This window comes from Bradyrhizobium sp. GW821-FHT12B03 (assembly GCF_058807535.1).
On sequence record NZ_JBXAQU010000012.1, the window covers coordinates 57,045 to 69,212 of the forward strand.

General features: G+C 65.0%; 11 protein-coding genes. 3 read left to right on the top strand and 8 right to left on the bottom strand.

Features of this window, described 5'->3' with window-relative positions:
• Positions 1-148 precede the first annotated feature (148 nt).
• The 6 genes from AC1RUR_RS22590 to AC1RUR_RS22615 form a co-directional block, all read right to left on the bottom strand.
• On the bottom strand, positions 149-1,237 hold the full coding sequence (locus AC1RUR_RS22590; RefSeq protein WP_492847990.1) for a TRAP transporter substrate-binding protein: 1,089 nt from the start codon (positions 1,235-1,237) through the stop codon (positions 149-151).
• A gap of 616 nt (positions 1,238-1,853) precedes the next feature.
• The gene (locus AC1RUR_RS22595) at positions 1,854-3,167 is read right to left on the bottom strand and encodes an NAD(P)H-dependent oxidoreductase (protein WP_492847992.1); all 1,314 of its coding nucleotides are present in this window, start codon (positions 3,165-3,167) and stop codon (positions 1,854-1,856) included.
• 165 nt (positions 3,168-3,332) lie between these two features.
• Entirely contained in the window at positions 3,333-4,133 is an 801-nt protein-coding gene (locus AC1RUR_RS22600) for a phytanoyl-CoA dioxygenase family protein (protein WP_492847994.1), read from the bottom strand.
• 141 nt (positions 4,134-4,274) lie between these two features.
• Positions 4,275-4,952: a GntR family transcriptional regulator gene (locus AC1RUR_RS22605; protein ID WP_492847996.1), complete on the bottom strand. Its 678-nt coding sequence runs from the start codon at positions 4,950-4,952 to the stop codon at positions 4,275-4,277.
• Between the two features lie 183 nt (positions 4,953-5,135).
• Entirely contained in the window at positions 5,136-5,948 is an 813-nt protein-coding gene (locus AC1RUR_RS22610) for an alpha/beta fold hydrolase (RefSeq protein ID WP_492847998.1), read from the bottom strand.
• A gap of 2 nt (positions 5,949-5,950) precedes the next feature.
• Positions 5,951-6,769 carry an alpha/beta fold hydrolase gene (locus AC1RUR_RS22615; protein WP_492848000.1) on the bottom strand — a complete coding sequence of 273 codons (819 nt, stop codon included), beginning with the start codon at positions 6,767-6,769 and terminating at the stop codon, positions 5,951-5,953.
• Positions 6,770-6,908: 139 nt separating this feature from the next.
• Here AC1RUR_RS22615 and AC1RUR_RS22620 point away from each other — a divergent pair, with 139 nt between their 5' ends.
• Complete coding sequence (locus tag AC1RUR_RS22620; protein WP_492848002.1) at positions 6,909-7,451, top strand: methylated-DNA--[protein]-cysteine S-methyltransferase; 543 nt, start codon at positions 6,909-6,911, stop codon at positions 7,449-7,451.
• 170 nt (positions 7,452-7,621) lie between these two features.
• Here AC1RUR_RS22620 and AC1RUR_RS22625 read toward each other — a convergent pair whose 3' ends face one another.
• Both AC1RUR_RS22625 and AC1RUR_RS22630 read right to left on the bottom strand, forming a co-directional pair.
• The gene (locus AC1RUR_RS22625; RefSeq protein ID WP_492848004.1) at positions 7,622-9,166 is read right to left on the bottom strand and encodes an acyl-CoA synthetase; all 1,545 of its coding nucleotides are present in this window, start codon (positions 9,164-9,166) and stop codon (positions 7,622-7,624) included.
• Between the two features lie 119 nt (positions 9,167-9,285).
• On the bottom strand, positions 9,286-10,458 hold the full coding sequence (locus tag AC1RUR_RS22630) for an acetyl-CoA C-acetyltransferase (protein ID WP_492848006.1): 1,173 nt from the start codon (positions 10,456-10,458) through the stop codon (positions 9,286-9,288).
• Positions 10,459-10,672: 214 nt separating this feature from the next.
• Between AC1RUR_RS22630 and AC1RUR_RS22635 the strand changes: the two genes are divergently transcribed.
• Positions 10,673-11,275 (top strand): TetR family transcriptional regulator, encoded by a 603-nt coding sequence (locus AC1RUR_RS22635; protein WP_492848008.1) that lies wholly within the window; start codon positions 10,673-10,675, stop codon positions 11,273-11,275.
• Positions 11,276-11,342: 67 nt separating this feature from the next.
• Complete coding sequence (locus AC1RUR_RS22640; RefSeq protein WP_492848012.1) at positions 11,343-12,101, top strand: SDR family NAD(P)-dependent oxidoreductase; 759 nt, start codon at positions 11,343-11,345, stop codon at positions 12,099-12,101.
• The last annotated feature ends 67 nt before the right edge of the window (positions 12,102-12,168 follow it).

Here is a 12,168-nt window from a genome sequence, read left to right on the forward strand (position 1 = left end):
GCGTGGATGGCCGGGACAAGCCCGGCCATGACGATGTGGAAACAGCAACGCATTAAACTGGCGCAGCATGTGCAGCCTTGCTGCGTACCCCAGAGACGTTGCCATCCCCGGGGCTTCTCAGTCTTTAGTCGTGCGACTCTCTAGCCCCTTACGTTTTCGTCCGCATCCGCATCATGAAGCTGTCGAAGCTCAGCTCCGCGACCTGGAACCACGGCAGCGCCTCGCCGCGATAGGCGGCCAGGCTCGCATACATCTTGCCGAAATGCGGATTGGTCTTGGACAGATCGGCATAGATCTCGTTGGCGGCACTGTAGCAGGCCTCCAGCACCTCCTGCGGGAACGCCTTCAGGATCGCGCCCGACACCAGGAGCCGCTTCAGCGCCGGCGCGTTCAACGCGTCGTACTTGCCGGTGATCCAGGTATAGGTGTCGCGCGAGGCCGCATCGACCGCCGCCTGATAGTGTTTCGGCAGTGCGTTCCACTTGTCGAGGTTGAAGATGTTATGGCCCTGGCTCGTGCCCTCCCACCAGCCGGGGTAGTAGTAGTATTTGGCCACCTTCACGAAGCCGAGCTTCTCGTCGTCGTAGGGGCCGACCCACTCGGCGGCATCGATCGTGCCTTTTTCCAGCGCCGGGTAGATGTCGCCGCCGGCGATCTGCTGCGGCACCGCGCCGAGCTTGGCCATGATCGTGCCGGCAAATCCGCCGATGCGGAATTTGAGGCCCTTGATGTCCTCCACCGACTTGATCTCCTTCCGAAACCAGCCGCCCATCTGGGCGCCGGTGGATCCGGTCGGAATGCCGTAGGCGTTGTGCTCCTTCAGAAGGTCGTTGACGAGATCCTGTCCGCCACCCCACAGCAGCCACGAGATCTGCTGGCGCGTGTTCAATCCGAACGGAAGCGCCGTGCCGAAGGTGAAGGCGGGGTTCTTGCCCCAATAATAATAGAGCGCGGTGTTGCCCATCTCGACGGTGCCATTCGAGACCGCATCCAGCACCTGCAGGCCAGGCACGATCTCGCCGGCGGCGAAGGGCTGGATCTGGAAGCGGTTGTCGGTGATCTCGGCGACGCGCTTGCAGAAATGTTCGCAGCCGCCATAGAGCGTATCGAGCGCCTTGGGCCAGCTTGCGGCAAGCCGCCATCTGACTTCGGGCATCGATTGTGCGATAGCCGGCGCAGCAACAGCGCTTGCGGCCAGGCCCAATCCGCCTGCCGTCAGGAATTTACGACGTTCCATTAGTAGTCCTCCGTTATGCCGATGCGTCGACCGGGGAACGATCTTGGTGTCGTCTTGTCTGCGTCGAGGATCGACTTTGTTTTGTTGAGGCTTGTTGACGTTTCCGAATGGCCCTGATGGGCTCTTGGTGTTGGAATTCCGATCATTGCGGTTCCGTCAGCAAGGATGACCGGACGCCCCGGGAGAATCAAGCCTCGTGCCGCCCTCGCGGGTGCGAACGCGGGTCAGACAAAGGTCGGAGGCATCAGCGCTCTGCCACTCGATTGGGCAACGGCAGGAAGCTCCGAAGCCGGCGCGCTCCCTCCCCCCGCTTGCGCAGGGCAATCGCATATGGATTTAACGGGGATCGCGGGCTTGCTCCGCCTCTCCCGCTTGCTTGCGGGAGAGGCCGACGCGCCCCGGGCGATGCGAAGCATCGTCCCGAGCGTGGCGGGTGAGGGCTCTCACCACTTGGGGATTCCCTCCGCAATTCTCGACAATCCCATTGCTGAGACAGCCCTCACCCCAACTCTCCCCCGCACGCGGGGGAGGGAGCTCACTGCCGATGCCGCCACACTGTGCACGCCATATGCGATTGCCCTGCCCGCTTGCGGGGAGCCCGCGGCACCATCCCGTCTCAACTCTCCTTCACGAACGCGGCCTCCATCGCCTTGCGCGTCCTGATCGTCTCGTTGCCCGCGTCGAACTCGACGTCGCTCCAGCGCACGATCTCGCCATGGGCGACGTCGTGCTTCAGCTTCAGCCGGTGCGCCAGCCCGATCGGCAGCGCGCCGGCCTTGAGGCTCGCGGCCGCCGGCACCAGCTTGCCCCAGACGGTGTAGCCGCCTTCGCCGTCCAACATCTCGCCGGCGCGCAAGTTTCGTTTGGCAACGGACGCGACGTCGCCGCGGAAGCCATGGGGCTGGCCGGTCGGCTCGCCCCGCAGCGCAGCGGACAGGATCGAGATGTTCAGCTCGAGCCCGATCAGGTGATAGGGCTTGTACATCGCAGCGAAGCGTCCGCTGGCGTCGGTCTTGAGGCCATATTGCCTGAAGCAGTCGGCGGCATAGTCGTTCGGCGCTTCCAGCACGACATAGACGCCCCAGCGCAGGTCGCGAAACACCGGCCGTCCGTCGCGTTCGAGCGAGGAGACCACCTCCACCACGCCGGACCGTTCCAGCACGCCGCCTCGTGATCGCGGCCGCATGATGTGCGGCAGGTCGTCGACGCCGCAGGGCGGAAACAACAGTCCCTCCGTCGGCACGTCGAGGCCGCAGGCGTTGGCGATCGCAGCCATCTCGATCGCCGATTTGGTGCCGTCGAGGAAGGAATTGAACATCTGCGGGTTCATGCCGGCCGACTGCGCTTCGCCCGCAGTCAGGCCGTAATGCTGCCAGACGCCATCGGGCGTCACGTCGTGATAGGCCGGCAGGTACTTTGTGCCCTTGCCGGCTGCGACGACGCGAAAGCCGGTGGCGCGGGCCCAATCCACCATTTCCGCCGTCAGCGCCGGCTGGTCGCCATAGGCGAGCGAATAGACCACGCCCGCCTTGCGCGCCTCCTCGGCGAGCAACGGGCCAGCCAGCACGTCGGCCTCGACATTGACCATCACGATATGCTTGCCCGCCGCGATCGCCGCGCGCGCATGCCTGATACCGACCGCCGGATTGCCGGTCGCTTCCACCACCACGTCCATCGCGCCGCCGGCGATGGCGCGTGCGCCGTCATCGGTGAAGACGGTCGCGGCGATGCGTTCGGCGCTCCAGCCGACCGTGCGGCAGGCCTCGCGCGCGCGCTCGCGGTCGATGTCGACGATGATGGGCACCTCCAGCCCCGGTGTGTGCGGCACCTGCGCCAGAAACATCGAGCCGAATTTGCCGGCGCCGATCAGCGCGACGCGGACAGGCTTGCCGGCGGACGCGCGGACCTGCAGGAGGCGGAAGAGGTTCATGGGGGATGTATCCGGTTACAGAAATTCGTGAGACGCGTGTCTCCATCCGTTCGTCATGGCCGGGCTTGACCCGGCCATCCACGTCTTTTGCGTCACGCCAAGAAAGAACGTGGATGCCCGGGACAAGCCCGGGCATGACGCCTGAGATGGTTGCACGAGACCTGTCTACTCCGCCGCCTGCCGCGGCGCACGCGCAAGCCGCACCAGCGCATCATCATCCACCGTCTTGATCGGTGTGAAGTCGCGGTGCGCGATGTATTCGGGCCGCGTGGGGGTGCGGATGTAATTCGAGACCGCGTTCAGCGTCAGGTACACGATCTTGCGCGGGTAGGGCGTGATGTTGCCGCTCGAGCCGTGCACCAGATTGCCGTGGAACATCAGCATGCCGCCGGGCTTGCCGGTCGGCGCGACGATGCCGCCCTGCTTGACGAGGCGCGTCACGGTGTCCTCGTCCAGTGTCCAAAGCGGGTAGGATGTCGTCGAAAGGTCATGCGAGGCCTGGAGGTCGCCGGCGTTCTGGCTGCGCGGCACCAGCATCAGGGGGCCGTTGATCGGCATCACCTCGTCGAGGAAGATCGCGATGTTCATCGCGCGCGGCTCCGGCATGCCGTCGTCGCGCTTCCAGGTGCCGTAATCCTGGTGCCATTGCCAGACGTCGCCGGTGAAGGCCGATTTCGCGTTGATCTTGAACTGGTGCATGTAGACAGGCTCGCCGAACAATTGCTCGACCGGGTCGATCATGCGCGGATGCGCGCCGAGGATTCTGAACGCCTCGTTGTAGAGATGCGCGGCAAAGGCCGTGCGCGGCGCGCCGCTCTTCTCGCGCCAGACCTCCGGCCGGTTGGCATCGTAGATGCCGACCGCCTCGCGCGCGAGCAGATCGACCTCCTCCTGTCTGAACAGCTCCGGCAGGAACAGCCAGCCCTCGCGGTGGAAGAACTCCAATTGCTCCTGAGACAGTTTCATGGGTCGTCCTCCTTCTTAGTCGTTTTGTTGTTGTCTCTCGTCATGCCCGGGCTTGTCCCGGGCATCCACGTTCTTCGAGCGTCGAACAAAGACGTGGATGGCCGGGGCAAGCCCGGCCATGACGGCGCGTGGCGCAAATGATTACGCCGCCGCCTCGTCCGTCGCCCTCAATCTCTCCTCGGTCATCCGTCCCGCCGTCTGCGCATGCGCCAGCGCCGCGCGCTCGGCCGCCTTCGCATCGCCGCCGAGAATGTGTCCGGCAATCGTGGCATGCTCGGCCCAGGCGCTGCCGCGATAGTCGAGCTCCGACAGCACCGTCGCCATCGAGCGCCGCATATGCGGCCATTGCGGCGCGATCGTCTCCTCGATCACGGGATTGCCGGCGAGCTGATAGATCGCGCGGTGGAAGTCGACGTCGAGCACGATGAGCTCGGCAAGCGAGGTCTTGCCATCGATGCGGCGGCCGGCGGCGAGCGCCGCCTCCAGCCGCGCGCGTCCCGCCGCATCGCTTGCGGCGCGCTGAGCGGCGAGCCGCGCGGCCAGCGCGTCGATGGCGCCGCGCACCTCGTAGAGCTGGCGGATGCGCGCGGGATCGAGCTGGGTGACTTCAAAGCCGCGCCGGCCGCTCTCGGCGACGAGACCCTGGCGATGTAGCAGGTGCAGCGCATGTGACACCGGCTGGCGCGACACGCCGAGCTTGTCGGCGAGCTCGTTCTGCCGGATGCGCTGGCCGGGCTGCAGCGTGCGATCGGAGATCGCCTCCAGGATCCGTGCATAGACCTGGTCGATCAGGTTCGGGAGCGGGTCGAGAGGGATCACGCCGGCGGCTCCAACAGGACGCTGAAACAGAATACGGAATTCCGTATTCGACGGTAATCCGGGACGCCAAGGGCGTCAAGCCGACGATTCGGGGGCGCCCGAGCCGCGACCGGCTAAGCCTTTGATATTACTGAGTCCGTCTACTGTGCATGGGGTTGTTTTCACGGAAGTCGCCCGCTCCCGCTACTCCGCCAGAAACCCGTTCACCACGTCGCCGAACTCCAGCGGGGCCTGTTCGAACATCCAGTGGCCGGCATTCGCGATCACGGCCGTCTTGGCGCCTGCGATATGATCGGCCAGCACGCGCCACATCACCGCCAGGCTCCCCGTCGTCGCGCCGCCGCCGATCAGCAGCGTCGGTGTCCTGATCGCCTGCGCATCGCCGCGCGTGTAGGGCCTCCGCTGCTCGTTGATCTGGCCGAGGAAGGTGATGGCGTTGTCGCGCAATTGCTGCTTGGCCGCCGCCGGCACGCGCCGCCAGGAGCCGTCGCCCTCGATACCCTCGTAGAAATTCTGCAGCGCGCCCTCGATGTCGCCGGCGCGGATCATCTCGACCGAGCGCACCGTGCGCGCGGCCAGCGGCGGATGCGCGGGCGTGCCTTCGGGCACCGGCAGGCTGGCGTCGAGATCGCCGCCGGGTTCTGCCAGCACCAGCTTGCGCAACAGATCGGGCCGCGCCTGCGCCACGCGGAACGCGATGTGGCCGCCGCGCGAATGGCCCATCAGATCGACGGGTGCGGGGCTCACCTGCTCGATGAAGGCGATCACGTCAGCGACGTGCTGGGCCATCTTGTAGTCGTTACCGACGGCGTCCCACTGCTCGGGAAAGAAGTGCCGCAGGCTGACCGAGATCACGCGATGGCTCTTCGACAGCGGGCCGAGCACCGAATACCAGGTACGGAAATCCCCGAGCGTGCCGTGCACGCAGACCAGCGGATGGCCCTCTCCGACTTCGAGATAGGCCATGTCGTAGCCGTTGACCTGAAAGCTCTGCATGATCAGCTCGCCAAAAAGTCCAGAACGATTTCGGAGTATTTCTGCGGCGCCTGCTCGAACATCGGGTGCGTCGCGTTCGGGACGATCGCCGTCTTGGAGTAGGGCACATGCGCGGCGAGCGCATGCAGCACCTTCGGCAGCAGGCCTTTGGTTCGCGCACCCAGGATGAACAGCGTCGGCATCTTGATCGTCTCCGCATCCGCCATCGAGAACGGCGGGCGATTGTCGCGAACCTGGCCGATCAGGGTATAGGCGTTGTCGCGCAGATTCTGCTTCACCATCGCCGGCAGCCGCGGCCAGGTGCCGGCGCCCTCCAGCGTGTCGACGAAGACGGCGAGGCCGCCATCGACGTCGCCGGCCGCGATCTTCTCCGCCGAGGCCGTGAAGCGCGCCAGCAGCGGCGAGGGGCCGCCGACGTAGTCAGGGTCGAGGCTCGCATCGAGCTCGCCGCCGGGCTCGGCCAGGATCAGCCGCCGGAGCAGGTCCGGCCGCTGCTGCGCGACGCGGAAGCAGATGTGCCCGCCGCGGGAATGGCCCATCAGATCGACCGGGCCGAGATCGAGTTTTTCGATGAAGGCCATCACGTCGTCGACATGCTGCGCAATTGAATAGGTGTCGCCGATGCCATCCCACCGCTCCGGGAAGAAGTGCCGCAGGCTGACGGCGATCACCCGGTGCTGCTGCGTCAGCGGCCCGAGCACGCAGCCCCAGACGCGGAAGTCGTTGAGCGAACCATGCACGCAGACCAATGGCGGCCGGCCTCGGTCTTCGCCCACGTCGAGATAGGGCATGTCGTATCCGTTGACGTGGAGGCTTTGCATTCGGGGCTCGCGGGAAGAGGGGCGGAACTCCTGTGCAAGATTCCCGGAAACCGGGTGGATCGCAACTATTTCCAAGCCTAGATTTAGGCTGAGAACACAATGGGGGCATGCGACGAGGACGCAAGCCAGGAAACAAGCCATGACCGACCAGCATTTCGCCCTGTTCGACACCCGGATCGGCCTCTGCGCCATTGCCTGGGGCCCGCGCGGCATCAACGGCACGCAGCTGCCAATGGGCGGCGAAGACAAGATCCGCACCCGCATCAGTCAGCGCCACGCTGACGCCAGTGAAGCCGAGCCGACCGCCGAGGTGCGAGAGGCGATCGACCGCATCGTCAAACTGCTCGCGGGCGAGCCTGACGATCTCACCGACATCCCGCTCGATCTCGACGGCGTGCCCGACTTCAACCGCGGCGTCTACGAGATCGCCCGCGCCATCCCGCCGGGCAAGACGCTGACCTATGGCGACATCGCCAAGCGCCTTGGCGGCGTCCAGCTGTCACGCGACGTCGGCCAGGCGCTCGGGCACAACCCGTGCCCGATCGTCGTGCCCTGCCATCGCGTGCTGGCGGCCGGCAACAAGCCTGGCGGCTTCTCGGCCAATGGCGGTGTGGTGACGAAGCTGAAGATGCTCGAGATCGAAGGCGCGCTGGTGAACCACACGCCGAGTTTGTTTGATTGAGGCTGCTCTTACCCTCCCCTGGAGGGGGAGGGTCGCTGCGCATGCAGCGGAGCGGAATGCGCAGGGGGGGTGACAGTCTCTCCGCGTCGAACGGTGCCCGAGTGGAGAGATCACCCCACCCCGGCGCTTCGCGCCGACCTCCCCCTCCAGGGGAGGGTGGGCATCGCGCCCTAAATCTTCGCCGCCGTCTTCGGCCAATATTTGTCGCGCAAGTGCCGCTTCACCAGCTTGCCCGTCGGCGTGCGCGGCAGCTCGGCCTCGAAATCGATCGAGCGCGGGCATTTGATCGCCGAAAGTCGCGTCTTGCAAAACGCGATCAGATCGGCCTCGAGCTCTTTCCCCGCGCGCGCCATATCGTGCGGCTGCACCACCGCCTTCACCTCCTCGCCCATCTCCTCGTTCGGCACGCCGAACACCGCGACGTCGGCGATATCGGGATGGGTGATGAGCACGTCCTCGGTCTCCTGCGGGTAGATGTTCACCCCGCCCGAGATGATCATGTAGGACTTGCGGTCGGTGAGAAACAGGAAGCCGTCCTTGTCGAGATAACCGACATCGCCGAGCGTCGACCAGCCCTTGGCGTTGTAGGCCTTCTTCGTCTTCTCGGGATCGTTGTGATAGGTGAAGGCGGGCGCGTCGGCGAAGTAGACGGTGCCGATCTCACCTGTCGGCCGCTCCTCGTCGTTCTCGTCCAGGATCTTGATCTTGCCGACCACGGCGCGGCCGACGCTGCCGCGATGCGTAAGCCAGTCTTTCGAATTGCAGACGGTGACGCCGTTGCCTTCCGAGCCCGCGTAATACTCGATCAGGATCGGCCCCCACCATTCGATCATCTTGGCCTTCACGTCGACCGGGCAGGGCGCGGCGGCGTGGATTGCGCCCTTGAGCGTCGAGACGTTGTACTTCGTGCGAACCTCGTCCGGCAGTTTCAGCATGCGCACGAACATGGTCGGCACCAGCTGCGATTGCGTGACCTCATACTTTTCGACCAGCTGCAAAAACTCTTCGGCGTCGAAATGCTCCATGATGATGGAGGTGCCGCCGAGTACGATCGCCATCATGTTGAAGCGCAAGGGCGCTGCGTGATAGAGCGGCGCCGGCGACAGATAGGTGCTCTCCGCATTCATGCCGCACATGTCGGCGCAGAGCACGCGCAGGAAGGCGTTCGGCACGTCGATCTTGTTGCCCTCGAAGGCCTTCTTGATGCCCTTGGGCCGGCCGGTGGTGCCGGACGAATACAGCATGTCGTAGCCGGCGACCTCGTCGGCGATCGGCGTGGTCGGCTGCGCGGCGGCTTCCTTGTCGTAGGAGCGGAAGCCGGGGAGCGGCTCGTCCATCATGTAGAAGACCGGCTCGCCAGGCGTGCCCTTGATCAGGGCCTTGATCTGGTCTGCGCATTTCGGCGTCGTGATCACGACCTTGGCGCCGCAATCGGCGATGATGTAGTCGATCTCGTCCTGCTTCAGATAGCGGCTGATCGCGGTGTAATAGAGCCCGCTGCGCTGCGCGGCCCAGCAGAGTTCCATGAAGGCGAGACGGTTCTCCATCAGCAGCGCGATGTGGTCGCCGGCCTTCAGGCCGAGCGAGCGGAAGAGATGCGCGCCCTGGTTCGAGAGCTCGTCGAGCTCGCGATACGTGATCGCCTTGCCGGTGCCGGCCATCCGGTAGGCGATTTTGTCGGGCGTGGTGCGGGCGTGGATGGAGGGGTGGGTCATGGCGTTTCCTCAAGACGCGAATGGCGAGTGGCGAATTGCGAATAGGGAAGAAGGGCAGATAACGGCCCTTCACCCACCCACCATTCGCTACTCGCCACTCACTACTCGCTTTTGTTTGCTTACAGCCGCTCCACGATCGTCACATTGGCCATGCCGCCGCCTTCGCACATGGTCTGCAGGCCATAGCGCTTGCCGCGCTGGTGCAGGGCGTGGACCAGCGTCGTCATCAGCTTGGTTCCGGAGCCGCCGAGCGGATGGCCGAGCGCGATGGCGCCACCATTGACGTTGAGGCGTTCCGGATCGGCGCCGGTGGTCTTCAGCCACGCGGTCGGCACCGAGGCAAAGGCCTCGTTGACCTCGAACAGGTCGATGTCGCCGATCGTCATGCCGGCCTTCTCCAGCGCGCGCTTGGTGGCGTGCAGCGGTGCGTCGAGCATGATCACGGGATCACCGCCCATCATGGTCATGTGATGGATGCGCGCGAGCGGCTTGACGCCGAGCTGCTTCAATCCGCGCTCGTTCACCACCATGACGCCGGAGGCGCCGTCGCAGATCTGGCTGGCGCTGGCTGCGGAGAGCTTGCCGTTTTCGGCGATCAGCTTGACGCCCTTGATGCCGTCGAGCGTGGCGTCGAAGCGGATGCCCTCGTCGATGTGGTGGGTGTCCTTGGAGCCGTCGGCGCGGGTGATCTCGAGCGGCACGATCTCCTTCTTGAAGTGGCCTCCTTGCGTCGCCGCGATCGCGCGCTGATGGCTGTTGTAGGAATATTCGTCGAGCTCGTTCTTGGAGAGGCCGTACTTTTCGGCCATCATCTCGGCGCCGGTGAACTGGCTGAACACGATGTTCGGATAGCGCTGCTCGATGCCGGGGCTCTTGTAATTGCCAAAGCCGTTCTTGGCCGGAAGCTGCGAGGACAGGCCCATCGGCACGCGCGTCATCGATTCCACGCCGGCGGCGATCACGACGTCCATCGTGCCGGACATCACGGCTTGCGCCGCGAAGTGCAGCGCCTGCTGCGAGGAGCCGCACTGGCGGTCGATCGACGTGCCCGGCACGCTCTCCGGCAGCTTCGAGGCCATGATCGCGTTGCGCGCGACGTTGTTGGACTGCTCGCCGACCTGCATGACGCAGCCCATGATCACGTCCTCGACCAGGGCCGGATCGACCTTGGTGCGATCGACCAGCTCGTCCAGCACCTTGGCGGCGAGATCGGCCGGATGCCAGCCGGCGAGGCGGCCCCCCTTGCGCCCGCCCGCGGTCCGCGCAGCGGCGACGATGTAAGCCTCGGCCATTTCGGTCTCTCCCTGGATTGTTCTGTATCGAATTGGGTTGTCGGCGCGGATTTAAGAGCTACCTGATCGTTTAGTCAATCGATCAATTAACTCTTGTGATGAGGCGCTGCTTGGGCTTATCTGCGCCCCGCTTCACGCGGCGAGAACAGGGATCTCCGTGGCTACCAGCGTACCGAACAGGCTTCCCAGCGGGAAAAATTCCACGGCAGAGAAATTGCTCGTGGCCGCGAGCGAGCTGATGATCGAACGCTCCTCGATCGAGATCTCGCTCTCCGACATCGCCCAGAAGTCGGGCGCCAACGCCGCACTGGTCAAATATCATTTCGGCAACAAGGACGGACTGCTGCTGGCGCTGCTCGAGCGCGATGCGGGGACGGAGCTGTCCAATCTCGAATATCTGCTGGCCCAGCCGATCACGCCGACCGCGAAGCTGAAGCTGCATATCGCCGGCATCATCCGCGCCTATCACCGGTTCCCCTACATGAACCGGCTGATCCACTATCTCCTGCACGAAACCAATGCGGGTTCGGCCGACGAAGTCTCGAAATTCTTCGTCGCGCCGTTGCTGGATTTTCACCGCCGCCTGCTCGCCGAAGGCGTCAGCAGCGGCGAATTCCGCCAGACCGATCCGGTGCTGTTCTACACCAGCCTGATCGGCGCCTGCGATCACCTGTTCTTCGGCCGGCACGCGATGTCCCGCGCGACCGGCGTCGGCCCGGTCACCGATGAAGTCTGCCGGCAATATATCAAGCACATGGAAACGCTGATCTGCGGCGGCATCCTCACGCAAGCCGAGGAAGCTGTCGCCGCCGGATAGTCCGGCCAGCACTTCACGAGTCCAGAGAAGAAACGCCCAAGGAATAGGTAGAGGAAAGGTACAAGCGATGCAGTTGAAAGACGTAGCCGTTCTCATCACCGGCGGTGGTTCGGGCCTTGGTGCCGCGACCGCCCGCGCCATGGCCGCCAAGGGCGCCAAGATCGGCGTGATCGACCAGAGCAAGGAAAATGCCGAGAAGGTCGCGGTCGAAGTGAAGGGCGTCGCGTTGCATGCCGACGTCACCAGCGAGGAGCAGATCAAGGCGGCGATCGCGAAGGCGGAAGCCGCGCATGGCGTCGCGCGCGTCCTGATGAACTGCGCCGGCATCGGCGGCTCGCAGCGCATCGTCGGTCGCGACGGCGTCTATCCGCTGGAAAAGTTCGCGCGCATCATCAATGTCAATTTGATCGGCACCTTCAACTGCCTGCGGCTGTTCGCCGAGCGCCTCGTCACTGCCGAGCCGATCGGCGAAGAGCGGGGCGTCATCGTCAACACGGCTTCGGTTGCCGCCTATGAAGGCCAGATCGGCCAGATCGCCTATGCGGCCTCGAAAGGCGGCGTCGTCGGCCTGACCCTGCCGGCCGCGCGCGACCTCGCCAGCCAGAAGATCCGCGTCAACACCATCGCGCCCGGCCTGTTCCTGACGCCGCTGTTGATGGGTCTGAACGAGGAGGCCCGCAAGAGCCTGGGCGCCCAGGTGCCGCATCCCGCGCGCCTCGGTGATGCCAATGAATACGGCATGCTCGCCGTGCACATCGTCGAGAACCCGATGCTGAACGGCGAGACCATCCGCCTCGACGGCGCGATTCGCATGGCGCCGCGGTAAGCGGTCCGTTTCTTACCCTCCCCTGGAGGGGGAGGGTCGATCGCGCGAAGCGCGAGCGGGGTGGGGT

What these genes read in the sequence shown, in the direction of transcription:
- AC1RUR_RS22590 (WP_492847990.1), bottom strand. Translation starts at nt 1,237, where the DNA reads ATGGAACGTCGTAAATTCCTGACGGCAGGCGGATTGGGCCTGGCCGCA.
- AC1RUR_RS22595 (WP_492847992.1), bottom strand. Translation starts at nt 3,167, where the DNA reads ATGAACCTCTTCCGCCTCCTGCAGGTCCGCGCGTCCGCCGGCAAGCCT.
- AC1RUR_RS22600 (WP_492847994.1), bottom strand. Translation starts at nt 4,133, where the DNA reads ATGAAACTGTCTCAGGAGCAATTGGAGTTCTTCCACCGCGAGGGCTGG.
- AC1RUR_RS22610 (WP_492847998.1), bottom strand. Translation starts at nt 5,948, where the DNA reads ATGCAGAGCTTTCAGGTCAACGGCTACGACATGGCCTATCTCGAAGTC.
- AC1RUR_RS22615 (WP_492848000.1), bottom strand. Translation starts at nt 6,769, where the DNA reads ATGCAAAGCCTCCACGTCAACGGATACGACATGCCCTATCTCGACGTG.
- AC1RUR_RS22620 (WP_492848002.1), top strand. Translation starts at nt 6,909, where the DNA reads ATGACCGACCAGCATTTCGCCCTGTTCGACACCCGGATCGGCCTCTGC.
- AC1RUR_RS22625 (WP_492848004.1), bottom strand. Translation starts at nt 9,166, where the DNA reads ATGACCCACCCCTCCATCCACGCCCGCACCACGCCCGACAAAATCGCC.
- AC1RUR_RS22630 (WP_492848006.1), bottom strand. Translation starts at nt 10,458, where the DNA reads ATGGCCGAGGCTTACATCGTCGCCGCTGCGCGGACCGCGGGCGGGCGC.
- AC1RUR_RS22640 (WP_492848012.1), top strand. Translation starts at nt 11,343, where the DNA reads ATGCAGTTGAAAGACGTAGCCGTTCTCATCACCGGCGGTGGTTCGGGC.